This window comes from Brevundimonas sp. GW460-12-10-14-LB2 (genome assembly GCF_001636925.1).
Lineage (GTDB): Bacteria > Pseudomonadota > Alphaproteobacteria > Caulobacterales > Caulobacteraceae > Brevundimonas > Brevundimonas vesicularis.
The window spans coordinates 2,689,233-2,713,397 of sequence record NZ_CP015511.1 but is presented as its reverse complement, the minus strand read 5'-3'; the positions used below and the strand labels follow the sequence as shown (position 1 = coordinate 2,713,397).

Sequence of the window (24,165 nt, the reverse complement as noted above, 5' to 3'; positions counted from 1 at the left end):
CAGGTAATCAGGCTCCGAAACCAGCGGGCAGCGGCGCCGAACCCAGCGCCAGCCGCACGATGAAGAAGACGCTGGCGGCGGCCAGCACCAGGAAGACGACGTTCAGCAGCAGGACCAGAAGGCCGCGCGTTCCGACGTTGGGCACGTAGTCTTCCAGAATGACTTTCCAAGCCAGGCTGACGTAGCCGAAGAAGATCACCGCGGTGATCGCCATCAGGGCGGCGTTCAGCGGATTGGCGAACCAGGCCATCGCCGCGTCATAGCCGGCGCCCGCCAAGGTGAAGCCGGTCGAGGCGACCCACAGGCCCAGCGGCAGCAGGGCCACCAGCAGGATGCGCTCGATCAGCCATTCACCGGCGCCGTGACGCTCGGAGACCTTGACGTTGTTCTTGAACTTTGCGGCGCCGCTCACAGCGAAACCCTCCCCGTGGCGAACAGCACGACCCAGAACAGCACGGCCAGCGGGACCGGCCCCCACACGGCGATGTTCGACAGGGCGGTCGCCGACTTCACCGTCAGCCCGTTGCCGGTGTCGTTATAGGTGTGGCGCGCGCCGTTCAGGATGAAGGAGAACAGCACGACCGTCAGACCGAAGAAGACCAGCAGGCCCAGCGGCGATCCGGCCAGATCGAGCGCGCTCTGGAACGCCTCGGGCCCGAACGCCAGCGCGCCCAGCCAGGCCAGGACGAACAGCACGCCGACCGTGGCGGCGATGATCGTCGCGCGGAACAGGATCGAGGCCGTCATGGTGACGTGCCAGCGCCAGACGCCCATGTGGGGCGACAGCGGCGCGATATGTCCGTTCGGTTGAGTGACGAAGCGACCCGTCCGGTCGCTTGAGGCGCCACCCGGCGTCGGGTTGGGCTGGTTCATGCGAATGGTTCTCAAAAGCGAATGAATTCAATCGCCGTGTGCGGTTGCGAAGGCTTTTGTGACCCTGTGGGGCCGGTGTCAACGCGCAGACCCCCAGATCGACAGATTGTGCGGTTTACGTCGGTTCCATCACGACGGATCACGTTTGCGTTCAGCGCCCGATCGACGGCTAGGCGACGCGCCCGGCGATTTGGCAGGGTGGGGTCATGTTGCTGCTCGCCCTGATGTCCGCCGTCGCCCTGGAGCCCGCCATCCAGACGACCGGTCTTCTGGACGCGACGCCGGAAACCTATCGCGCGCCGGCCGTCCACCCCTATCAGCCGCCGTCCCGTTTCGGGCGCGAAACGGCCGAGGGGGACGCCGCGACCGACCTGCATCGCCGTTCCCTGACGGCCCCGGTTGCGGTCGACGACTACGCCGGCGACTATGAGTTCAGCCCCTCCGACAGCCAGACCACCTACGACCAGGGCGTGGCCCAGGCCGCGATCGACGCCGAAGCCGCAATGGGCCCGCTGGACGGCCGCTGGCGCATCGCCCAGCCGGACGGAAGACCCTTGCTGTCGCTGTCCCTGACCGACAGGGGCGAGGGCCGTCGGGTCGAAGGCGCCTGGCGACGTCTGGATGCGCCGGCCGGGGTCGACCAAATGGGCTTCGCAGGCCCGGTCTCGACCCAGGGCGAGGTCGTCATCATTCCCCTGTCGGAGGGCGAACTGCGTCTGCATGCGGCGGCGAGTGGCTGGGCCGGAGAATGGGTTCAGGACGGCCGCGCCCGTCCTGTTACGGCGACCCGTTCAGGCTGATCTCGCCACCGCCGATCCGCCACCCTATATGTAGCGAATGACCCAGCCCCGTTCCGTCCTTCGCCTGCACCCCGCCCATCGCGACGACATCGGCGACCTGACCACCCGGCGTCCGGTGCCCGGTCCCGGCGTGGACCAGATCGATCCCTTCCTGTTCCTGAACCACCACGGGCCCCAGACCTATGCGCCGGGCAACGCCGGGCTGCCGTTCGGCCCGCACCCGCACCGGGGCTTCGAGACCGTCACCTTCATCCTGGACGGCGAACTGGCCCACAACGATTCCGGCGGCGGCGAGAGCATCATCAAGGCGGGCGGCATCCAGTGGATGACCGCCGGCTCCGGCCTGATCCACGCCGAACTGTCACCGGCCGCCTTCAAGCGCGACGGCGGGCCGATGGAAATCCTGCAGCTGTGGGTCAACCTGCCGTCACGGCTGAAGATGACCAAGCCTGACTACATCGGGCTGCAGAAATCCGACATCCCGACCTTCACGACCGAGGCCGGCGTCACGGTCGAGCCGGTCTCCGGCGACTGGCTGGGTGTGAAGGCGCCGATCCAGTCCCTGATCGACATCCATCTGGCGGTCGTGCGCCTGCCCGCCGGTGCGACGTTCGAGACGCCCGTCGCCCCCGGCCGCAATGTCTTCCTCTATGGGGTCAAGGGCGAGATCGCCGTCGCCGGAACGCCGGTGCCGCAATGGAACCTCGCCGGCCTGACCGATGGCGACACGGTCCAGATCACGGCGACCACCGACGCCGTCGTCCTCCTGGGCCACGCCGATCCCATCGGCGAGCCGGTCTTCAGCCACGGCCCCTTCGTCATGAACACCCGCGACGAGATCATCCAGGCGATCCAGGACTACCAGTCCGGCAAGTTCGGCCCGCCGCCGAGGGTCTGAGATAATCCTCCCCCCGCCCAGCGGGGGAGGGGGACCGCGAAGCGGTGGAGGGGGCGACCGCATCCCCGATGCTGACCGCTCCTTTCAACACCTAACGACTTTCGCCCCCTCCACCATGCTGCGCATGGTCCCCCTCCCCCGTTACGCTGCGCTCCTCGGGGGAGGATCGTGTGCTGCGCGCCTCTCCCCGCGCAGATGATGCGCTCCCCGCCAAAACCCTATATGACGCCGGTTCCTAGCGACCGCCCCAGCCGAAGACACGCCGAATGCCCAGCCTGAACGAGATCCGCGCCACCTACCTCGACTATTTCGCGGCGGACGGCCACGCCAAGGTCCATTCGGCCCCGCTGGTGCCGCAGAACGATCCGAGCCTGCTCTTCGTCAATGCAGGCATGGTGCCGTTCAAGGACTATTTCACCGGCGCCGCCAAGCCGCCCTATCCGCGCGCGACCAGCTCGCAGAAATGCGTCCGCGCCGGGGGCAAGCACAACGACCTGGACAACGTCGGCTATACCGCCCGCCACCTGACCTTCTTCGAGATGCTGGGCAACTTCTCCTTCGGCGACTACTTCAAGGAACACGCCATCGAGAAGGCGTGGAACCTGGTCACCCAGGACTTCGACCTGGACCCCAAACGCCTGCTGGTCACCGTCTATATCGATGACGACGAGGCCGCCGCGATCTGGAAAAAGGTCACCGGCTTCTCCGACGACAAGATCATTCGCATCGCCGGCTCGGACAACTTCTGGGCCATGGGCGACTCGGGTCCGTGCGGCCCATGCACCGAAATCTTCTGGGATCACGGCGACAAGATCGCCGGCGGCCCTCCCGGTTCGCCGGATGAGGACGGCGATCGCTACGTCGAGATCTGGAACAACGTCTTCATGCAATATGAGAAGGAGAACGATCAGATCGTTCGCAACCTTCCCAAGCCCAGCGTGGACACCGGCATGGGTCTCGAGCGGATGACCACCGTGCTCCAGGGCGTGCATTCGGTCTTCGAAACCGACCTGTTCAAGACCCTGATCGCCGCGTCTGAAGACGCCACCTCGACCAAGTCGGACGGCGACCAGGCCGCCAGCCACCGGGTCATCGCCGACCACCTTCGCTCGTCGTCCTTCCTGATCGCGGACGGCGTCACGCCGTCGAACGAAGGCCGAGGCTATGTGCTGCGCCGCATCATGCGCCGCGCCATGCGCCACGCCCACCTGCTGGGCGCCGCCGATCCCCTGATGCACCGTCTGGTCCCGACCCTGGTGGCCCAGATGGGCGACGCCTATCCCGAACTCGCCCGCGCCCAGCCCTTCATCGAGGATACGCTGAAGCAGGAAGAGGTCCGCTTCCGCACCACGCTCGGCCGCGGCATGGCCCTGTTCGACACGGCGGTTCAGGGCTTCCGTCCCGGCGACATGCTGGACGGCCAGACGGCCTTCACCCTGTCCGACACCTACGGCTTCCCGCTGGACCTGACCCAGGACGAGGCGCGTCGTCGCGGCTTCTCGGTCAACGTCGACGGCTTCGAGGCCGCCATGGCCGAACAGCGCCAGCGGTCGCGCGAAAACTGGAAGGGCTCGGGCCAGACCGCCAACACAAACGAATGGCTGGCGATCCGCGACCGGATGGGCCCGACCGTCTTCACCGGCTATGACAATATCGAAGGCTCGGGCGAGGTCCTGGCCATCATGAACGCCGGCGCGCCGGTCGAAACCGCCGAGGCCGGCGACATCGTCGAAGTCTTGTTCGACACCACCCCCTTCTATGCCGAAAGCGGCGGCCAGGCCGGCGATCACGGGACGCTGGAGTGGCCGGGCGGGGAAGCCGAGGTCATCGATGTGCGCAAACACGCCGGCGACCTGCACGTCCTGGTGGCCCAGGTCACGGCCGGCAAGCTGGAGATCGGAACCCGCGCCGCCCAGCTGGTGGACGCTGAAAAGCGCCGCACCAGCCGCGCCAACCACTCCGCCGCCCACCTGCTGCACACGGCGCTGAAGAATGTGCTCGGCCCCGCCGTCGCCCAGAAGGGTCAGCTGGTCGACGCCGAGCGCGCCCGCTTCGACTTCAGCCACGGCGCCCCGCTCACCGAGGCTGAACTGTCGGCCATCGAGACCGAGGTCAACGCCGTCATCCGCCAGAACGTCCCGGCGGAGACGAAACTGATGGCCCCGCAGGAGGCGATCGAGGCCGGCGCCATCGCCCTGTTCGGCGAGAAATATGGCGACGAGGTCCGCGTGCTGACGCTGGGGCGCTCGCTGGTCAGCGACAACGCCCCCTATTCGGTCGAACTGTGCGGCGGCACCCACGTCGCCCGCACCGGCGACATCGCCCTGTTCAAGATCGTTCAGGAAACCGGCGTCGCCGCCGGCGTGCGCCGCATCGAGGCCCTGACCGGCGAGGCCGCGCGTCAGTATCTGCTGTCCCAGGCCGGCGTCGCCCGTTCGCTGGCCCAGAGCTTCAAGGTCCAGACCGCCGACGTCCCCGCCCGCGTCGACAGCTTGTCCGCCTCGGTCAAGTCGCTGGAGAAGCAGGTCGCCGAGCTGAAGAAGCAGCTGGCCCTGGGCGGCGGCTCGGGCGCGTCGTCCGCGCCTGAGGAGATCAACGGCGTCAAACTGATGGCCCGCGTGCTGGACGGCGTGGACGGCAAGGGTCTGCGCGGCGTCGCCGAAGACTTCAGAAAACAGGTTGGAACCGGCGTCGTCGCCTTGATCGGCGTCACCGAGGGTAAGGCGGCCGTCACCGTCGCCGTGACCTCGGACCTTGCCGGGACTGGGGCCGACCGCGTCAACGCCGCCGACCTGGCCCGCGCCGCCGTCATCGCCATGGGCGGCCAGGGCGCCGGCGGCAAACCCGACTTCGCCCAAGGCGGCGCTCCCGACGGCTCCAAGGCCGAAGACGGTCTGGCGGCGATTCGAAACGCGCTGGCTTAATCGCCTCGATCCTTCTCCCGGTGGGAGAAGGTGGCCCGCAGGGCCGGATGAGGGTCGGTCGCTGGGCCATGTCGCACCACCCGACCCTCACCCTTTCGCGCAAGTACGATCGCTGCGCGCTCGTGCGCTCAAGCCCTCTCCCACCCGGAGAGGGAAGCCATCCCAATTTTGAACCTGAAAACCTTGCAACTCAGCGGCTTAGAGGGCCGCAGCGTCCGCTTCCTGAGCGCGCCCTGGACCCGGCCTATAATCTCCGCTCACCCCAGAGGAGGCCGCGCACCCAAGACAAAGTGCACCAATTGCACTCACTTTTCTGATCGGCGCCCCGCCGTCCAATCAGACGAATTAGACACTTTAGACGGTGTTTTTGTGCCCGACCGTCTCAACCCATCGGGTCGGGCGTCAGATCGACCCCGGCCAGCTTCCAGGTAAACGGCGTCCGGCGTTCCATGATCAGCACCAGCGCATCGTCCGGCCGGTCGTCGCGCGTCAGGGTGACGGCGAAGGTGTTGAGCCCGCGATAGGCCCAGGACTGGCGGATCTTGTCCTTGTCTGCGGCCGGGGTGTCGTCAGCGGGCACGGGCCGTTCCGGCTCGGGCGTCTCGCCGGAGCGGACCATGGCGGCGATGCCCTGCGGCGTGACGAAGTTGTCGACCGCGCCTTCGACCAGCGACGGGGCCAGCAGCATCCCCAGCGCCGCCAGGCCCGTGTCGCCCTTGGTCCGGTTGCGGATTTCCAGCGCCGCCCGCGCGTTCAGCTCGCTCTTCAGGCTGGTGCGGAACGCCGGGAAGTCCACCTGCCGCTCCAGCCCGGCCGCATCCCCGGTCCGCGCAGCCCGCACCAGCGCCTGGGCGGCGATGAAGGGCGAGACGAACAGGGCGACGACCACGCCGATGACGACGGCGATCAGGGCTCCGGTGATGATCTTGCGGCTCATGTCGTCTCCTTGGAAAGCCAACGCGGGCCGGGCGGCGTCGGTTGCCGGGTTTATCGGGTGGTGACGGTGACGGCCGGCGTCGCCGGCGCCGTCCCGTCGGGCAGGCCGATGTGAACCAGCTTCCACTCGAACGGCCCGCGCCGCTCGAATGTGAACAGGGTGCGCGACCCGCCCTGATCCGTCACCGCCATCCGCGCCCGGTTGACGCTCCAGTAGGCGGGGCTGGGCCAGGGCTTGCGACTGCGCTCCGAGGCCGGCGCCACGCCCGCCGACGTGCGCTGGCTGGCGTATCGGCCCTCGCCCTTCAGCAGGGCGTCGAGGGCGGCCGGCGTCAGATAGGCGTCGACGTCCGGCTGGCGCAGGATCGGGTTCTGCTCGATCTGACGCCGGAAGGCGCCGATGGGGTCTTCCAGGAAGGACGGCGCGGGCGCCATCGCCTCGGGCCGTCCCGCCAGCTGCGGCCGCAACGACTGGCGCACCGCGTTGAAGTCGATCAGCCGCGCCAGCCCCGCCACGTCGTTCGCCTCGGCCGCCGACCGAATGGCGAAGAAGGCCACCGCGGGCGCCGCGAAGAAGGACAGCACCGCCACGACCACCGCCGCCAGCACCAGGTTTCCGAACAGCCGCTTCACGAACGCATCCTCATTACCGCCGATCATGCACGCCCCGGCCCTTCGCACAACGAAAAGCCCCGCCGGAGCGATCCGACGGGGCTCATTCTTGTTTGTCCTACCGCCCTTCGGGCTGCTTGAGGACATTCCTCCCCAGCGAAGCGGGGGAGGGGGACCACGCGCAGCGTGGTGGAGGGGGCGGACGCCGCACGGACGTCCACCCTTATCCTCAGCCCACGTCCGGCAGAGCGGTCTTCAGGTTCTCGGCGACCTTGTCGAGGAAGCCTTCGGTGGTCAGCCAGCCCTGTTGGTCGCCGACCAGCAGCGCCAGGTCCTTGGTCATGAAGCCGGCCTCGACGGTGTCCACGACCACCTTCTCCAGCGTGTCGGCGAACTGGTCCAGGGCGGCGTTGTCGTCCAGCTTGGCGCGGTGCTTGAAGCCGCGCGTCCAGGCGAAGATCGAGGCGATCGAGTTGGTCGAGGTGGCCTCGCCCTTCTGATGCTGGCGATAGTGGCGGGTCACGGTGCCGTGGGCGGCTTCCGTCTCCAGCACCTTGCCGTCCGGCGTCATCAGGACCGAGGTCATCAGGCCCAGCGAGCCGAAGCCCTGGGCCACGACGTCGGACTGCACGTCGCCGTCGTAGTTCTTGCACGCCCAGACGAAGCCGCCCGACCACTTCATCGCGGCCGCGACCATGTCGTCGATCAGGCGGTGCTCATAGGTCAGGCCGCGCGCCTTGAACTCGGCGGCGTAGTGTTCGTCGAACACTTCCTGGAACAGGTCCTTGAAGCGGCCGTCATAGGCTTTCAGGATCGTGTTCTTGGTCGACAGATAGACCGGGTAGTTGCGCTGCAGGCCATAGGCGAAGCTGGCGTGGGCGAATTCGCGGATCGAGGCGTCTTGGTTGTACATGGCCATGGCCACGCCGGCGCCCGGGGCCTTGTAGACCTCGTGCTCGATCACTTCGCCGTCCTCGCCGACGAACTTGATCGTCAGGGTGCCGGGACCGGGCATCAGGAAGTCGGTGGCCTTGTACTGGTCGCCGAAGGCGTGACGGCCGACGACGATCGGCTGGGTCCAACCCGGAACCAGGCGCGGCACGTTCGAGCAGATGATGGGCTCGCGGAAGACCACGCCGCCCAGGATGTTGCGGATGGTGCCGTTCGGCGACTTCCACATCTTCTTCAGGCCGAACTCCTGCACGCGGGCTTCGTCCGGGGTGATGGTGGCGCACTTCACGCCGACGCCGTGCTTCTGGATCGCGTGGGCCGCATCGATCGTCACCTGGTCGTCGGTGGCGTCGCGGTTCTCCATGCCCAGGTCGTAGTAGTCCAGCTCGAGATCCAGGAACGGGAAGACCAGCTTGTCCTTGATCATCTGCCAGATGATGCGGGTCATTTCGTCGCCGTCGATGTCGACGATGGGGTTTTCGACCTTGATCTTGGCCATGCGTACGGTCCGCCTGTGACTGTGGGGAAGGGAATGTCGTGGCGGCGGTATAGCGAGGCCGCGCGCCCGCGCAAACCCCGCCGCCCGTCGTCACCGCCCGGAATAACGCAGATCGTTCCTGAACCCTTTGCCGCCCCCGGACTTCTCTTGAACCCAGCAATAGAGACGGACGGCAGGATGACGGAGGAAGAGCGCCAGCTGGTGGATCGCTGGATCGTCACCTTCTGCGAGGCGCCGCCCGTGATCGATGCGGAACTGATGCGCAGGCTGATCGCTGAACAGGAAGCGACACAGCAGGAAGCACAATCATGTCAGAAAAGACGTTCAAGGCCGGCGACAAGGTGAAGTGGGACCACAGCCAGGGCACAACGACCGGCAAGGTGGTCAAGAAGGTCACCTCGGAGGCCAAGATCAAGGGCCACAAGGTTGCGGCCTCCAAGGATAATCCGGAGTATATCGTCGAGAGCGCCAAGACCGGCGCACGCGCGGCGCACAAGCCGTCGGAGTTGAAGAAGGCATGACCCTGAACGGCCTGTAGCGCGGCGTCGCCCTTTCGGCCCTTGTCCTGTCTGCGCTGTCCATCGCCGGATGCGGAGACAAGGATGCGGCCAAGACGCCTGCCGCGACCAAGGCCGCTCGTCCTGCTGCTCCGGCCGCCGCTGCGCCGGTGCTGCAGATACGCCCTGAAACCAAGACCTTCCGGGACTGGAGCGCGACCTGCGGCAACGACGGGACATGCTGGGCCTTCGGCTTTGCGCCAGAGTTCGCCGCTGGCTGGGTCCGCATCACCCTGGCGCCCGGTCCGGACGCCCAGCCGCAAATCCTCTTCGGCTATTGGCCGGACGGCGACGCCAAGGCTGCTGAGCCGCTCAGCCTGACGATCGACGGCCGCGCCTATCCGGCTGTGCTCAGCGACGCGAGCAACGTCGAGGCGCCGATCGGCGAGATCCGCGACGGCGCCCGCACTACCCTCGACGCCCTGGCCCAAGGCAAGGTCATGATCATTCGCGGCGCCTCGACCCAGGAGGTCTCGCTGCACGGCGCCGCCGCCGCCCTGTTGTGGATCGACGAGAAGCAGGGACGTCTGGATACGCCAACCGCCCTGATCCGACGCGGCGACCGCCCGGCCGCCCTCGTTCCTGTCGCGCCGCCGCTGCCGATCGTCACCCCCGCTCCGGCCGTCGATCAGGCTGGGTTCGGCGATCAGAGCCAGAAGGTGCCCGCCGCGCTGCGCGCCCGCACCGAGGTCGGCGACTGCCTCAAGGAGTCGGCCATGCCGGCTGTCAGCGACATGGTCATGTCCGCCCGGCTGGACGCCCGCACCGAGCTGTGGGCCGTGCCCTGCGGATCGGGCGCCTACAATGTCACCCACAACTGGTACCTGACAGGACCGGGCGGTCGCGACCCTCGGCCCGCGATCCTCGCCGGATCGGAAGGGCCGGGTTCCGATCCCGTCATGCCGGACAACGCGACCGTCAACGGCGCCTATCATCCCAAGACCCGCACCCTATCGGCCTTCGCCAAGGCGCGGGGCATCGGGGATTGCGGCGCGGCGCAGACCTGGGCCTGGACGGGACAGGGCTTCACCCTGACGCAGGAAAGCGTGATGGGCGAATGCGCCGGCGTGCCGTCCGATCTTTGGCCTGTCACTTGGCGCACGCGGTGACCGATCCGGAGGTTCTGATCATCGGCGCGGGCCCGGCCGGCCTGACGGCGGCGACCTATCTGGGGCGCTTTCGTCGGCGGACCCTGGTGGTGGATGGCGGCGCGCCCCGCGCCTGCTGGATCCCGCTCAGCCACAATATGCCGGGCTTTCCGGCCGGCATCACCGGCGCGGACATCCTGATGCGGATGCGCGAACAGGCCCAGGAATATGGCGCGGTCGTCGAACCGGGTCGCGTCCAGCGCCTGAGCCACGACGGCGACGGCTTCGTCGCTGAGATGGATGGCCGCGCTATCCGCGCCCGCGCCGTCCTGTTGGCGACCGGGGTCGTCGATCACCGTCCGGATCTGCCCGGCGTCGAAGCGGCGGTGCAAAAGGCGCTGGTCCGCATCTGTCCCATCTGCGACGGCTATGAGGCGACCGACAAGGCTGTCGCCATCATCGGCCAAAGCGACAAGGGCGCGCGCGAGGCCGCCTTCATGCGCACCTATTCCGACCGTGTGACCTTGATCCACATCGGCGCGCCCGACGCGCTCAGCCGGCGTGACGAACTTGAACGGTTGGGCGTCGAACTGATCTTGGCGCCGCTGGACGCAATCGACATCGAGAACGACCGGGTGACGGCCCTGAGTTACGCTGGCCAGAGCCGCGCGTTCGACCTTGTCTATTCGGCGCTGGGCACATCGCCGAACGCCGACCTGGCCCGGGGGCTGGGCGCGCGTCTGGCCGACGACGGCCGGTTGGAGGTCGATCTGCATCAGGCCACCAGCGTGCCGGGCCTCTATGCCGCCGGAGACGTGGTGCGCGGCCTCAACCAGATCGCCGTCGCGACCGCCGAAGCCGCCGTCGCCGCCACCGACATCCACAATCGCCTGCGCCAGGCCGACGGCCTTACCGTCGCCGACTAGGCCTGTCCTCGGACCACGCGTTCGAGGACGGCCAGGGGCAAGGATCCGTTCTCCAGCACCTTGTCGTGGAAGGCCCGCAAATCGAAGCCGGGCCGGCCTTCGGCCTCTTTGCGCAGGCGCGCGATGACGGTGTGGCCGACCTTGTACGCGCAGGCCTGGCCGGGCCAGACGCAGTATCGGTTGATCTCGCTGTTGGACGCATCCAATGGCTTGGCGCCTGAGGTCGCCATATAGTCGACCGCCTGTTCGCGGCTCCAGCGCTCGGAATGCAGGCCCGTGTCCACAACCAATCGCACGGCCCGGAACAGGTAGGACATCAGGAAGCCGACCCGGCCCAATGGATTGTCGGCATAGACACCCAGATCGTCAGCCGCCACCGCCTCGGCATACAGGGCCCAGCCCTCGTTATAGGCCGAGAAGCCTCCCGCGCGTCGCCATTGCGGCAGTTCGTCGGACTCGCGCTGCAGCGCCACCTGAAGGTGATGCCCCGGCGATGCTTCATGATAGGTCAGCGTCGGCAAGGCGAAGCGCGGCCAGTTTCCGGTGTCGCGCAGGTTGATGTAATAGGCGCCCGGCCGCGATCCATCCAGCGGCGGTCCTTGATAGTAGCCGCCCGGCGCACCCGACTGGATCGAGACCGGGACGCGGCGGATCTCGACGTGCGACTTGGGCAGACGGCCAAACACCTGGGGCAGTTTCGGCTCAAGATCGGAGACCAGCATGTTCAACCAGGCCAGCAGTTCGGCCTTGCCCGCATCGGTATTGGCGAACAACTGGGCCGGGTCCTTGTTCAGGGCCTGGATGCGTTCGCCGACCGTGCCTTGGGTATAGCCTTGGGCCTTCAGGATGGCGTCGATCTCGGCGCTGATCTCGGCGACCTGTTCGCGGCCCAGTGCGTGGATTTCCTTGGCCGTCAACGTTGTGGTCGTATTGGCCTTCAGCCCGGCGGCGTAGAAGGCCTCGCCGTCCGGCAGGCGCCAGACCCCGGCTTCGTGGGTGGCGCGCGGACGCAGGGCCTCCAAAGCTTCGATCTGAGCGGCCAGGGCCGGCTTGACCTTCTGATCGACGATAGCGGCGGCGCGGGCGTCATAACCGGTCAGGCCCAGACCGGCGGTCTTGCGCGCCAAAGACTTCAGCATGGCGAGATCGGCGGCGGGCGTGTCGTGCAGGGTTCGAATCTGCGGCAGCATCCGGTCGATGATGAAGTCCGGCGGAATGACACCCAGACCCGCATCTTCCTGGATCTTGGCCGTCTCGCCCTCCAGCACGCCGGAGAAGGCCTCGAGCCGCGACAGGAAGGCGTCGGCGCCCGCCGCGTCTTCGATCCTGTGCTGGTTGTCGAGGAAATCGGGCGTGCTGAAATAGGCGCCCGACAGCTGGGTCACGATATAGGGCGACGGTCGTCCCGGTCCCGCCCCATAATCGAAGCGCGCCGTCTGCGCCGCCGTCTCGGCTCCGAAGGCCGCGATGGCGTAGTTCAGCGCCCCGGCGGGCGACAGGCCGCTCTGGTCGAAGGCGTCCAACTGCGCCCAGCGGCTCACAGCCTTCTGACGATCGTTCCGTATGGCGGCCGGTCCGGCTTCGCTGAGTTTTGCAGAAAGCCCCGCCCGCGTGCCGTGGTCCAGGCCAAGGTTGGTCGCACCCTCCGGATTTTCGTCGATGTCCGCTTCGAACCAGCCGTCCAGCAGGCTGTTAAGGCGTCCGTCCGCATCGGCGGCGGTCGTCTGGGTCTGGGCCTGCGCTGCGGCGGGGGCGACCGCAGCCGTGGCGGCGGCGGTCAGCAGAAGTCGGCGACGATCGATCATGCGGCAACTCTCGTAGGGGGACACGTCGCGCCGACGCGTCCCGATCCTCTTCATCGGCCCGGCGCGGCCGGGGCGGTCAGGCCTGGGTCGCGACCCAGCCGTCGACGATCCGTTCCAGCACCGACAGGGGCACGCCGCCGGCGGCGAGGGCGGTGTCGTGGAAGCCCTTGATGTCGAACCTGGGCCCCAGAGTCGTCTTGGCCTTTTCGCGCAGGCGGACCCATTCGTTGTGACCGACCTTGTAGGCGCAGGCCTGGCCCGGCCATCCGCAATAGCGTTCGACCTCGGACGTCGCCGCGCCTTCCTGATCGCCATAGGCCTCCATCATGTAGCGGATGCCCTCTTCGCGGCTCCAGCCCTTGGAATGGATGCCGGTGTCGACGACAAGGCGCGCGGCGCGGAACATCAACGATTGCAGGTAGCCGATCTGACCGACCGGATCGCTCTCATAGGCGCCCAGTTCGTCGGCCAGCTGTTCGGCATATAGCCCCCAGCCCTCGACGTAGGACGAGAAGCCCAGCAGGTTCATCAGCAGCGGCGCCGACTCGCTCTCCTGCTGCAGGCTGATCTGCAAGTGGTGGCCCGGCGTCGCCTCGTGATAGGTCAGGGTCGGCAGGGTCCAGGACGGCCATTCCGCCGTGTCCTTCAGATTGATCCAGTAGATGCCGGGCCGCGTCCCATCCAGGCTGGGCGAGTTATAATAGCCCATCGGCGCGCCAGCCTCGATCTCGGGCGGGACGCGCTTGATCTCGACCTTGGCCTTGGGCAGGCGGCCGAACGCGTTGGGCAGGCGGGCCTGCATGTCGGCCATTTGGGCGTTCAGCTTGGCGATCAGCTCGGCCTTGCCGGCGTCGGTGTTGGCGTAGACGTATTTGGGATCATCCCCCAAGGCCTTGATCCGTTCGGCGACCGAACCCTGCGTCAGGCCTTGCGCCTTCAGCAACACATCGGCGCGCGCCGTCAGATCGGCCATCTGTTCCACGCCGGTGCGGTGGATCTCGTCGGCGGTCAGTCGGGTCGTGGTGATGTAGCGCAGGCTGTTGGCGTAATACTGCTCGCCCTGCGGCAGGCGTCGAACCGAGGCCTCGTGCACGGCGTTCGGCTGGGCTGCTTTCAGCACGGCGTTTTGGGCGGCCAGGGCCGGATAGACCCGCTCGGTCACAAGCCGTTCGACCTGGGCGCCCCAGTCGCCGGTCAGGCCCTTGGCGCGGCCCCGATCCACGACCGACTGGGTCAGGGGCGAGGTCGCCGCGGGGGTCGCCAGGACGCCGTCCTGCTGGCGGATGGCCTTGGCCAGGATGAAGTCGGGCGGGATGACGCCCAGCGCATAGTCTTCCTTCAGTCGATCCGTTTCGGCCATCAACACGTCGGCGAAGGCGTTGACGCGGGCGACATAGGCGTCGGCGTCGGCGGCCGTCTCGATGGTGTGCTGGTTGGCCAGGAAGTCGGGCGTGGACTGATAGGCGCCGCCCTGCTGGCTGACGCGGTACGGATTGGGCCAGCCGCCCTGGCCGTAGGGAATGTCGTAGGTGGCGATCACCCCGTCCAGATTCTGGGTCAGGCTGTCGTAGTAGTTGGCGTTGCGGGCATCGAGTTTAGAGCGGTCGATGCGGGACAGTTCGGCGCGTTGGCGACGCGTGAAGGCGCGCTGGTCGTCTTCCTCGGCGCGGGTCGGAACAGTCAGTTTGGACTTGGCGGCGGCGCGGTCGCCCTTGTCCAGGCCGAACATGGTGACGACCTCGGGGCTCTTGTCCAGCGTCTGCTCGAACGTGGCGTCCATAAAGGTTTTGAGTTGGGCGGCGGCGTCGCCCTGAGATGCCCCGGCCTGACGCGCGAAGGCGGGGCCGCTCACGGCGACGAGACCGGCGCCCAAGGCGGCGGACTGAAGAAGACGACGACGATCGAACATGGAACGGCCCCTCGAAACTTGGATGCGGCAATGGAAACTGCATGGGCCGAAGCGGCAAGTGAAATCGCGGACAGCCGTTGCGCGGCCCCAAAGAAAAAGGCCCGGCGGATCGCTCCGCCGGGCCTCATCAGTCTTGGATGCGAGGTCGCTTAGTCGCGACGACGACGTCCGCGATCGCCACCGCGATCCCCGCCGTCACGTTTCGGACGACCGCCGGTGTCTTCCGACAGGGGCTCTTCGCCGCGCTCGGCGCGCTCGGCGTTGATCTTGGCCGTCAGGTCTTCACCCGTGGCCTGATCGACGACCTTCATCGACAGCTTGGTCTTGCCGCGATCGTCGAAGCCCAGGAACTTGACCTTCACCTCTTGGCCTTCCGACAGGACGTCGGCCGGGTTGGCGACGCGTTCCAGAGCGATCTGGGACACGTGGACCAGGCCGTCCTTGGCGCCGAAGAAGTTCACAAAGGCGCCGAAGTCGACGACCTTAACGACTTTGCCGGAGTAGATGGTTCCGACTTCCGGCTCCGAGGCGATGGACTGGATCCAGGCCTTGGCAGCGTCGATCTTCTCCTGGTCGTTGGCGGCGACCTTGATGGTGCCGTCATCGCCGATGTCGATCTTGGCGCCGGTCTTCTCGACGATCTCGCGGATGACCTTGCCGCCCGAACCGATGACTTCACGGATCTTGTCGACGGGGATCTTGATCGTTTCGATCTTGGGCGCGTGTTCACCCAGTTCGGCGCGCGGCGCATCCATGGCCTTGGACATCTCGTCCAGGATGTGCAGGCGACCGGCCGAAGCCTGCGTCAGGGCCTGCTTCATGATCTCCTTGGTGATGCCGGCGACCTTGATGTCCATCTGAAGGCTGGTGATGCCTTCCGACGTGCCGGCGACCTTGAAGTCCATGTCGCCCAGGTGGTCTTCGTCACCCAGGATGTCCGACAGGATGGCGAACTCGCCCGACGGCTCCAGGATCAGGCCCATGGCGATGCCCGAGACCGGACGGATCAGCGGCACGCCGGCGTCCATCAGGGCCAGCGACGAACCGCAGACCGTGGCCATTGAGGACGAGCCGTTCGACTCGGTGATCTCGGAGACCAGGCGGATGGTGTAGGGGAAGTCTTCCTTGGTCGGGAGCATCGGACGGATCGCGCGCCAGGCCAGCTTGCCGTGACCGATTTCGCGACGGCCGGGCGAACCCATGCGGCCCGCTTCACCCACCGAATAGGGGGGGAAGTTATAGTGCAGCAGGAAGTTCTCTTTGTAGGTGCCCTGCAGGCTGTCGATGTACTGCTCGTCCTCGCCGGTGCCGAGGGTGGCGACGACCAAGGCCTGGGTTTCCCCACGCGTGAACAGGGCCGAACCGTGGGTGCGCGGCAGGACGCCGACTTCCGACACGATGGCGCGGACCTTGTCGAGGGCGCGGCCGTCGACGCGGTGCGCGTTCTCGATGATGTCGCGACGCAGGACTTCGGCTTCGCACTCCTTGAAGGCGGCCGAGAACTTGGAACCGTCGACGCCGTCGGGGTTCTCGTCGGTCTTCACCAGCTTGGCGGCGGCGGCTTTCTTGGCCGCGTCGACGCCCGAACGGCGCTCGTATTTGCCGGCGTGGGTGTAGGCGCTCTTGATGTCTTCGCCGACCAGCGACTTGATCGAGGCGACGACGTCGGAGTGATCGTCGGCCTGGAAGTCGAAGGGCTCCTTGGCGGCGTGTTCAGCCAGTTCGATGATGGCGTCGATCACCGGCTGCATGCCCGCATGCGCGAACATCAGGGCCTCGAGCATCTTCTCTTCCGACAGCTCCTTGGCTTCGGATTCGACCATCATCAGGGCGTCTTGCGTACCGGCGACCACCAGGTCGAGGTCCGAGGACGGGATCAGGTCGATGGCGGGGTTCAGCACCAGCTCGCCATCGATCAGGCCGACGCGCGCGGCGCCGATGGGGCCCATGAAGGGCACGCCCGAGATGGTCAGGGCGGCCGAGGCGGCGACCATGCCCAGAACGTCGGGATCGTTTTCCATGTCGTGCTGCAGCACGGTCACGACGACCTGGGTCTCGTTCTTGAAGCCCTTGACGAACAGCGGGCGGATCGGACGGTCGATAAGGCGGGAAACCAGGGTTTCCTTCTCGGACGGACGGCCTTCACGCTTGAAGTAGCCGCCCGGGATCTTGCCGGCGGCGAAGGTCTTTTCCTGGTAGTTGACCGTCAGGGGGAAGAAATCCAGGCCGGGCTTGGGCGCGCGGCCATAGACGACGGTGGCCAGAACCACGGTCTCGCCGTAGGTCGCCAGCACGGCGCCGTCGGCCTGGCGGGCGATGCGGCCCGTTTCCAGGGTCAGCGGGCGGCCGGCCCAGTCGATCGTCTTGCGTTTGATGTCGAACATATTTCGTCTTTCGTATCCCGGACGGCGTATTCCGTGCGGGGTCCCATCATGGGGCGGATGCGTCGGCGTTCAGTCCTTCGATCCAGAGGCCGCCGCGCCATCGCGACGACCGGGAGAGGACCGTCATGGCCCTCGCAGCTGCGCCGGTAAGTCCTGCGGCGCACAGGTCGTGTCTTGTAGTCGCGCTTCCCGGGCGGCCAACCGGCAGCCACTTGGCCTGGAAGCGCTTAGTTGCACAACGAGGCGCGGACGTGACCGCCCGCGCCTCGAAAGCATATTCTACACTGATCCGACGCCTTAGCGGCGCAGGCCCAGTTTGGAGATGAGCGCCTGGTAGCGACCGGCGTCGACCTTGTTCAGGTGGTCGAGCAGGCGGCGACGTTGCGACACCATCTTCAGAAGGCCACGACGCGAGTGGTTGTCCTTCTTGTGGGTCTTGAAGTGTTCGGTGAGGTTGGCGATGCGTTCCGACAGGATCGCGACCTGAACCTCGGCCGAGCCGGTGTCGCCGGCGGAGCGGGCGTTATCGGCGATGATCTCGTGCTTGCGTTCAGCAGTAACCGACATCGTAAGAGTCCTTTCTTGGCCTATCGCGCTTCGCGCTACTTGAGGCCGTGGGGTCTCGGCCCTTGCCGGATGGCGCGGGCCTAGAGGTTGAAAACGCGGTCGGGTTCTAGCCGGCCGGCCCGCAACTGACAGAGGGCGACGAGGGTCTGGCCCTGAAAGGCTGAAACCGTGCGCGAACCGCCGGTGAGACGATCCTTGAGGGTTTCCACCTGACGGGGGAGCAGAACGATCGGGCGTCCCTGCCGAAGCGAGAAGGCGTCCTGTTCATTCACGGCCAGTTCCGGGATGTCGTCCAGAGCGGTCGCGACGGCAAGCAAGCCTTCCGAGGCGGCGCCCCTATGCACCATTTCCTCCAGAGAATCCAGAGTGACGGCGTTTTGCGTGCTGAACGGCCCCACGCGCTCGCGTCTCAGGGCGCTGACATGACCCTCGGCGCCCAGAACCGCAGCCAGATCGCGGGCCATCGAGCGGACATAGACGCCCTTGCCGGTGCGGATTGTGATTTCAACGTGGTCGGCGTCGGGCGCGTCGCTGACCTCGGCGGAATGGATGGTCACGCGCCGGGCCTGGAGCTCGAACTCGACGCCGTCGCGCGCCAGGTCATAGGCTCGGGCGCCGTCCACCTTGATGGCGGAAAAGCGCGGCGGCGTCTGGTCGATCTCGCCGACGAAGGCAGGCAGGGCGGCCTTCACTTGATCGACCGTGGGACGCACGTCGGAGCGGCCGATGATCTCGCCCTCGCGGTCCACGCTGTCGGTCGAGACGCCCCAGTTGATGGTGAAGCGATAGACCTTCTGGGCCTCCATCATCATCGGCACGGTCTTGGTCGCCTCGCCGAGCGCGATAGGCAGGATGCCGCTGGCCAGGGGGTCGAGCGTTCCGGCGTGACCGGCCTTCTGGGCGTTGAACAGGCGACGGATGCGGCTGACGGCCTCGGTCGATCCCATCTCGAACGGCTTGTCCAGGCAGACCCAGCCATCGACGATGTCGCCCTTCTTCTTGCGGGCCATCCTCAGATCCTCCCCTGCGAAGCGGGGGAGGGGGACCACGAAGTGGTGGAGGGGGCGGACGCAAGGCCGGTGTCTGGGGTCGCCCCCTCCACCACGCTGCGCGCGGTCCCCCTCCCCCGTGAAGGACGGGGGAGGATCGCCAGCATCAGTCTTCGCCCTCGTCTTCGTCGCGGCGCTCCAGGTCGGCGCGGACGCGGGGGTCGTCAAACAGGCGGTCGATGTGGCTGGCGGCGTCGAAGCTTTCGTCGTGGCGGAACTTCAGATCGGGCGTGAACTTCATGTCCAGGCGGCGGCCCAGCTGACCGCGCACGAATTTGGCGTGGACGTTCAGCGCCTTGATGATCTCGCTCTCATGGCCATTGGTCGGCGCGGCCTCGACGCCGGCGCCGAGAGGCTCGACGAAACAGGTGGCGTGTTTCAGGTCCGGCGACAGGCGCACTTCGGTCACAGTGATGGACACCCCGGCCAGGGCCTCGTCTCGGATATCCTCCTCGCGCAGGATGTCGACCAAGGCGTGACGGATCAGCTCGCCGGCGCGCAGCTGGCGCTGGCTAGGTCCGGCGGGGCCGGAGGCGTTGCGGGTGTGTTGCTTGTGGGCCATCGGCCTCTCCTTCTTGTTCGCCCGCTGGGGATCGGACCCGGCCGGATAGGCGAAAGTCGGGCGGTCTAGTCCCGCAGCGGGGGTCTGTCCAGTTTTCGCGCCCGTTCGGCGGCCCGAACCGAACGCATCACCTCGCCCGAGGCGATGGCCGGCACCGGACGAATGGCCACGCCGCCGGCGTTCAGCACGCCGGCCGTCCAGTGATTGCACAGATGCAGGACGGAGAAGGTCTCGCGGCTAGCGAAGAAGCGCGCGTCGTCGCCGGGCCGTAGGGCTGCGATGTGCGGCCGGCCGTTCGACAGATCCAGCGAGGCCTCGACCCGCGCGGCCAGACGCTCGAACCGGGCGCGGCTCAGGGTCAGGGCGGCGCTGTCTTCGCCATAGGTCCGGCGCGGATCGTCACGTCGAGGGGCCAGCATCAGCACCGATCGATTGCCGGGATGCAGGAACGCGCGCGCCCCGTCCGGCAACCGATCCGAAATCGGGCGCTGATCGACGTAGAATTTCGCATCGCCCCAGCCGATCAGGATCCAGTCGCCCGGCGCCAAAGCCTCAACCGCATGGGCCAGAGGACCGCCGCGACGTTCAAGCGCCGCGCGCGGTACGGCGATATCGGTGTGAAAGCCGTTGTCGAGCACCTGAATGACGACAGGGTCTGTCGCCGTCCCACCCGTCGCACCCGGCCGGGTCCAGGTCAGAAGCGCGGCGACCAGTCCGGCCAACGCCGCCAGCGCCAGGGCTCGCATCATCGGCTGAGGTCCAGCACGGCGCACAGGCGGTCGTCGGCCAGCAGGGCGCCCGGCGGCGGCCCCTGTCGCACCGGCATCAGGACGAAGCCGTCGCGCCGCACGGCCAAGGCCAGCCATCCGACGGGATGACCGGCGCACAGCCGCGTGTCTTCGTCAGCCGTGACGCGCCGCACCTCGATCTGGGCCGTCGGCGGCACGGCCATGGCGTCGGTGAACCTCTTGGAGACGCTGGCCTGCTGATCCGCCTGAACCAGCCGATGCGGCGCCGAAGTCAGGCGGCCGCCCGTGGTCGTGCTCAGCGCGCCGCCGTCCACGTCCAGCGCCATGGAGGACTTGGCCGCGACGTAGCGCCCGGACAGCACGACTTCCCCGACCTCGACCTGTACGGACACGCGAGGTCCGACGGAGGCGTCGGTCGGCGCGATCAGGCGATTTAGAGCCGGCTCGACCACCAAGGCGCCCAGCATGAACAGAGCAAAGGCGCCCGCGCCGACCGCCGCGATCCATTTCAGCGATGGGACGCCGGATGGCGGGGCGGTCGCGCTCATGCGGCCAATCTAGGGGAACAGGGGTTGAGGAATGGTCACCCGCCCCCAAGAACACTCTAGACTGAACGGCCTTAGTTGCGGCCGGGACGACGGGTCGGGTCGCTGAGCTGGAACAGGCGCGCCGACAGGCCGGACGCAGGTTGCAGCGACGTCAGCTGGGTCCGGGTGCGGGCGCCCTGAGGATCGGTGATGGTCCACTCTTGCAGACGCATCGGATTGCCGGCGAAGGCCAGCACGACCTGACCGTCGTTCGGGCGGTTGGAATCCCGCGCCGTGATGGCGAAGGCGCCCGAGGCCATCCGCGTCACGCGCTCGATGCGCACGCCCTGGTCCAGCCGCACATTGCGCGCCAGGAAGGTGGACAGCGGGGTGCGACCCAGCGGCACCTGCTGGAAGCTGTTCAGACGCGGGTCGTAGCGTTTGACGTTATAGCCGTCCGACACCACCAGCAGACCGGCCGGGTTGGTGTATTCGAACCGCATCTTGCCCGGACGCTGCAGATAGAAGCGGCCCTGGCGCGTCTGGCCGTTCGGACCCGTTTCGGTGAAGGTCCCTTGCGCCGAGGTCAGGGCCTGAAGATAGCCCTGCGCCTGCTGCACCACGGCGCGATCCTCGGCCGACAGGTTGGACTGGGCGTGGGCGGCGTCGAAGGCGCCCAGCGCGATCAGGCCGGTCGTCAGGCCGGCGCCCAGCAGCAGGCTGCGGCGGTGCAGATCGGCGGCCGGCAAGGCCAGAGTCTTGGTGCGCGAGGTCATGAAGTTCGTCTCCCGTTCGGGATGGTTGTCGATCCTGCCGTCTTGCCCGGTCGGCTTGGCGTCGGAATGACGCGAGCCTGACCATATTCCGGCGCTGCGATGAAGCCCTGTTCATCGAAATGCTGAAGCTTGGACGCGATAGCGGGTCAGACAACGGCTCCGAGCCGCAGCCGTTCCTCGATTTTCGTCACACCATCGGCGGCGGGCCGGCCAGGACGTCGCGCTTGCCCGCGTGGTTGGCGGGGCTGACCACGCCTTCCTGCTCCATTCGCTCGATCAGAGAAGCGGCGCGGTTGTAGCCGATCTGCAGTCGACGCTGGACGTAGCTGGTCGAGGCCTTGCGGTCGCGGGTGACCACGGCGACGGCGCGATCGTACAGGTCGTCGCCCGAGCCTCCGCCGCCGCTTTCGTCGAAACCGTTGTCGCCGTCGCCGTCGGGCTCGTCGGTGATCAGATCCAGATAGTCGGGCTCGGCCTGGGCTTTCAGGTGTTTGCAGACGTCCTCGACTTCCTTGTCGTCGACGAACGGGCCGTGCAGGCGGGTGATCCGCCCGCCGCCGGCCATGTAGAGCATGTCGCCCTGGCCCAGCAGTTGTTCGCCGCCCTGTTCGCCCAGGATGGTGCGGCTGTCGATCTTGGACGTGACCTGGAAGGAGATGCGGGTGGGGAAGTTGGCCTTGATGGTGCCGGTGATGACGTCCACCGACGGGCGCTGGGTCGCCATGATCAGGTGGATGCCGGCGGCGCGGGCCATCTGGGCCAGGCGCTGAACGGCGCCTTCCACGTCCTTGCCGGCGACCAGCATCAGGTCGGCCATTTCGTCCATGACCACGACCAGGAAGGGCAGGGGTTCGGGGCGGATCTTCTCGGACTCATAGACCGGGCGGCCCTGGTCGTCGAAGCCGGTCTGGACCGTGCGTTCGAAATGCTCGCCCTTGGCCTGGGCCTCGCGGGCGCGCTCGTTGTAGCTGGCGATGTTGCGCACCCCCAGCTTGGACATGCGGCGATAGCGATCCTCCATCTCGCGCACCGTCCATTTCAGGGCGACGACGGCCTTCTTCGGATCGGTGACGACCGGCGCCAGCAGGTGCGGGATGCCGTCATAGACCGACAGCTCCAGCATCTTGGGGTCGATCATGATGAAGCGGCACTCGGCCGGGCTGTGGCGATACAGGATCGACAGGATCATGGCGTTGACCCCGACCGACTTGCCGGAGCCGGTGGTGCCCGCGATCAGCAGGTGAGGCATCCGCGCCAAGTCGGCCACATAGGGCTCGCCGCCAATGGTCTCGCCAAGCGCCAGGGGCAGCAGGTGGCCCTTCTTGTCGTATTCGGCGCTGGCCAGAAGGTCGCGCAGATAGACGGTCTCGCGCTTGGCGTTGGGCAGTTCGATGCCGATTGCGTTTCGGCCTTGGACCACCGAGATGCGACAGGCGCGGGCGGACATCGACCGGGCGATATCGTCGGCCAAGGCGACCACGCGGCCATGCTTCACGCCCGGCGCGGGCACCAGTTCGTACAGGGTGACGACCGGGCCCGGGCGGATCTGGTCGATCACGCCGCGCACGCCGAACTCCTGCAGCACGCCTTCCAGCATCTTGGCGTTCTGCTTCAGCGAGTCCTCGTCCACCGAACCGACGCGCTGGGCCGGCTTGGTCAGGATGCCGAGCGGCGGCAGGTCGAAATCGCCCTCGGGCCGCACGAAGTCGAAGGCCTGTTGGTCCACGTCGTCCTTGCGGGCCTTGGGGGCCTTAACCGCGGCGACGCGCGGCTCGACCGGGCGGGCGGCCGAGGGGCGGGGCGCGGGCTGGACGGCGTCGTCCTCCCACGGCGGCAGGTCGTCATAGGCGGTCTGAGGCGGCTCTTCTGCATAGGTCGGGGCCAGCGGCGCCTCTTCCGGTGGGGCGGCGCGGGGCGCTCGGGCCTTGGCGGGCGCCTTTTCGCGGGCGGCCTGGGGCTTCGGCTGAGGCGGCGCGGGTGCGCGCAGCGACTTGCCCCAGTGCAGGGCGTCCAGAAAATCCATGGCGCGCAGGCCGATGGCGAAACCGACCAGCCACAGCCCGAAGATCAGGAAGACGAGGCCCGCGATTATGCGGCCGCCGGGGATATGCAGGGCGCCGAGACCGCGCGCCGCCAGGCCTGTCACCGCATCGCCCCACAGACCGCCCAGACCGGCGGCGAGCGGCCAGGCGGCGGGCGCGGCCAGGGCGGCGAGCGCGCTGGACAGCAGCAGCACCCCGCCGGTCGCGGCCAGAGCTTTCAACGGCGTGGGCTTGAGCCTTTGCTGGATCGCATCACCGACCGCGCGCGCCAGGCCGAAGGCGACCAGCAGCAGGGCGGCGGGCCAGGCCGCAAGGCCCAGCGATTGCATGAACAGGTCGGCGAACAGGGCCCCGTTCGTCCCAAGCCAGTTGGTCGTCGGCAGGCTGGAAGCGGCATTCAGACTGGCGTCCGCCGGATTCCACGACACCAGGGCGACCAGCAGCAGGGTCGCCAGCAGGGCCTGCAAGACCCCCCTGAACCGCACCACGAACGGCGCGTCCCACAGGATGCGGGCGCTGATCCAGGCCTGACGGCCGATGACGAGGGCGGTGGACATGAAGGATCGAACCTTCCTGCGGCTGACGTTCGGCCGCCTTTGTCGCACCCACAGGGTTAAGGGGCTGTTTACCAGCTTGGCTTTGCGACGGCGTTTTGTCTCCTCCCCGCTTTGCGGGGAGGGGGACCGCGAAGCGGTGGAGGGGTTCTTGAAGCCCCATAGACATCTGCGATG

22 protein-coding genes are annotated in these 24,165 nt (G+C 67.4%); 7 read left to right on the top strand and 15 right to left on the bottom strand.

Annotated features, from left to right (window positions below; translation table 11 throughout):
- Window positions 1–7: 7 nt before the first annotated feature.
- Window positions 8–412 carry a succinate dehydrogenase, hydrophobic membrane anchor protein gene (gene sdhD, locus A4249_RS13425; protein WP_066553486.1) on the bottom strand — a complete coding sequence of 135 codons (405 nt, stop codon included), beginning with the start codon at window positions 410–412 and terminating at the stop codon, window positions 8–10.
- Window positions 409–873: a succinate dehydrogenase, cytochrome b556 subunit gene (gene sdhC, locus A4249_RS13420; protein ID WP_197458395.1), complete on the bottom strand. Its 465-nt coding sequence runs from the start codon at window positions 871–873 to the stop codon at window positions 409–411. The genes sdhD and sdhC overlap by 4 nt, the downstream gene beginning before the upstream one ends.
- A gap of 206 nt (window positions 874–1,079) precedes the next feature.
- Between sdhC and A4249_RS13415 the strand changes: the two genes are divergently transcribed.
- The 3 genes from A4249_RS13415 (at window position 1,080) to alaS (ending at window position 5,495) form a co-directional block, all read left to right on the top strand.
- On the top strand, window positions 1,080–1,673 hold the full coding sequence (locus A4249_RS13415; RefSeq protein ID WP_066553485.1) for a hypothetical protein: 594 nt from the start codon (window positions 1,080–1,082) through the stop codon (window positions 1,671–1,673).
- A 37-nt stretch (window positions 1,674–1,710) separates the two neighbouring features.
- Window positions 1,711–2,571: a pirin family protein gene (locus A4249_RS13410; protein WP_066553484.1), complete on the top strand. Its 861-nt coding sequence runs from the start codon at window positions 1,711–1,713 to the stop codon at window positions 2,569–2,571.
- Window positions 2,572–2,837: 266 nt separating this feature from the next.
- On the top strand, window positions 2,838–5,495 hold the full coding sequence (gene alaS, locus A4249_RS13405; protein WP_066553483.1) for an alanine--tRNA ligase: 2,658 nt from the start codon (window positions 2,838–2,840) through the stop codon (window positions 5,493–5,495).
- Between the two features lie 382 nt (window positions 5,496–5,877).
- On the opposite strand, the gene A4249_RS13400 is transcribed toward alaS, so the two are convergent.
- The 3 genes from A4249_RS13400 to A4249_RS13390 form a co-directional block, all read right to left on the bottom strand.
- Window positions 5,878–6,432, bottom strand: coding sequence for a DUF2939 domain-containing protein (locus tag A4249_RS13400; protein WP_066553480.1), 555 nt, complete (start codon window positions 6,430–6,432; stop codon window positions 5,878–5,880).
- A gap of 50 nt (window positions 6,433–6,482) precedes the next feature.
- Complete coding sequence (locus A4249_RS13395; protein ID WP_197458394.1) at window positions 6,483–7,064, bottom strand: DUF2939 domain-containing protein; 582 nt, start codon at window positions 7,062–7,064, stop codon at window positions 6,483–6,485.
- Window positions 7,065–7,272: 208 nt separating this feature from the next.
- The gene (locus A4249_RS13390) at window positions 7,273–8,493 is read right to left on the bottom strand and encodes an NADP-dependent isocitrate dehydrogenase (protein WP_066553475.1); all 1,221 of its coding nucleotides are present in this window, start codon (window positions 8,491–8,493) and stop codon (window positions 7,273–7,275) included.
- A gap of 177 nt (window positions 8,494–8,670) precedes the next feature.
- On the opposite strand from A4249_RS13390, the gene A4249_RS16815 reads away from it, so the two are divergent.
- From A4249_RS16815 to A4249_RS13370, 4 genes are all read left to right on the top strand, one after another.
- On the top strand, window positions 8,671–8,838 hold the full coding sequence (locus tag A4249_RS16815; RefSeq protein ID WP_156146789.1) for a hypothetical protein: 168 nt from the start codon (window positions 8,671–8,673) through the stop codon (window positions 8,836–8,838).
- On the top strand, window positions 8,802–9,014 hold the full coding sequence (locus tag A4249_RS13380) for a DUF2945 domain-containing protein (RefSeq protein WP_066553470.1): 213 nt from the start codon (window positions 8,802–8,804) through the stop codon (window positions 9,012–9,014). The genes A4249_RS16815 and A4249_RS13380 overlap by 37 nt, the downstream gene beginning before the upstream one ends.
- Window positions 9,015–9,160: 146 nt before the next feature.
- The gene (locus A4249_RS13375; RefSeq protein ID WP_197458393.1) at window positions 9,161–10,159 is read left to right on the top strand and encodes a DUF1176 domain-containing protein; all 999 of its coding nucleotides are present in this window, start codon (window positions 9,161–9,163) and stop codon (window positions 10,157–10,159) included.
- Window positions 10,156–11,064: an NAD(P)/FAD-dependent oxidoreductase gene (locus A4249_RS13370; protein WP_249762067.1), complete on the top strand. Its 909-nt coding sequence runs from the start codon at window positions 10,156–10,158 to the stop codon at window positions 11,062–11,064. Before A4249_RS13375 ends, A4249_RS13370 begins: the two co-directional genes overlap by 4 nt.
- Here the strand turns inward: A4249_RS13370 and A4249_RS13365 are convergent.
- The 10 genes from A4249_RS13365 to A4249_RS13320 form a co-directional block, all read right to left on the bottom strand.
- Window positions 11,061–12,869 carry a DUF885 domain-containing protein gene (locus tag A4249_RS13365; RefSeq protein ID WP_082854174.1) on the bottom strand — a complete coding sequence of 603 codons (1,809 nt, stop codon included), beginning with the start codon at window positions 12,867–12,869 and terminating at the stop codon, window positions 11,061–11,063. The genes A4249_RS13370 and A4249_RS13365 overlap by 4 nt on opposite strands.
- A gap of 76 nt (window positions 12,870–12,945) precedes the next feature.
- On the bottom strand, window positions 12,946–14,778 hold the full coding sequence (locus A4249_RS13360) for a DUF885 domain-containing protein (protein ID WP_066553462.1): 1,833 nt from the start codon (window positions 14,776–14,778) through the stop codon (window positions 12,946–12,948).
- A 149-nt stretch (window positions 14,779–14,927) separates the two neighbouring features.
- Entirely contained in the window at window positions 14,928–17,162 is a 2,235-nt protein-coding gene (gene pnp, locus A4249_RS13355; protein ID WP_066553459.1) for a polyribonucleotide nucleotidyltransferase, read from the bottom strand.
- A gap of 297 nt (window positions 17,163–17,459) precedes the next feature.
- Entirely contained in the window at window positions 17,460–17,729 is a 270-nt protein-coding gene (rpsO, locus tag A4249_RS13350; RefSeq protein ID WP_017506665.1) for a 30S ribosomal protein S15, read from the bottom strand.
- An 80-nt stretch (window positions 17,730–17,809) separates the two neighbouring features.
- Window positions 17,810–18,739: a tRNA pseudouridine(55) synthase TruB gene (truB, locus tag A4249_RS13345; protein WP_066553456.1), complete on the bottom strand. Its 930-nt coding sequence runs from the start codon at window positions 18,737–18,739 to the stop codon at window positions 17,810–17,812.
- 145 nt (window positions 18,740–18,884) lie between these two features.
- Window positions 18,885–19,340: a 30S ribosome-binding factor RbfA gene (gene rbfA, locus A4249_RS13340; protein WP_066553454.1), complete on the bottom strand. Its 456-nt coding sequence runs from the start codon at window positions 19,338–19,340 to the stop codon at window positions 18,885–18,887.
- 65 nt (window positions 19,341–19,405) lie between these two features.
- Window positions 19,406–20,089: a DUF2459 domain-containing protein gene (locus A4249_RS13335; protein ID WP_066553453.1), complete on the bottom strand. Its 684-nt coding sequence runs from the start codon at window positions 20,087–20,089 to the stop codon at window positions 19,406–19,408.
- Window positions 20,086–20,637: a hypothetical protein gene (locus A4249_RS13330; protein WP_066553452.1), complete on the bottom strand. Its 552-nt coding sequence runs from the start codon at window positions 20,635–20,637 to the stop codon at window positions 20,086–20,088. Before A4249_RS13330 ends, A4249_RS13335 begins: the two co-directional genes overlap by 4 nt.
- Before the next feature lie 71 nt (window positions 20,638–20,708).
- The gene (locus tag A4249_RS13325; RefSeq protein WP_066553451.1) at window positions 20,709–21,392 is read right to left on the bottom strand and encodes a LolA family protein; all 684 of its coding nucleotides are present in this window, start codon (window positions 21,390–21,392) and stop codon (window positions 20,709–20,711) included.
- 187 nt (window positions 21,393–21,579) lie between these two features.
- Window positions 21,580–23,991, bottom strand: coding sequence for an FtsK/SpoIIIE family DNA translocase (locus A4249_RS13320; protein WP_066553449.1), 2,412 nt, complete (start codon window positions 23,989–23,991; stop codon window positions 21,580–21,582).
- Window positions 23,992–24,165: the final 174 nt, after the last annotated feature.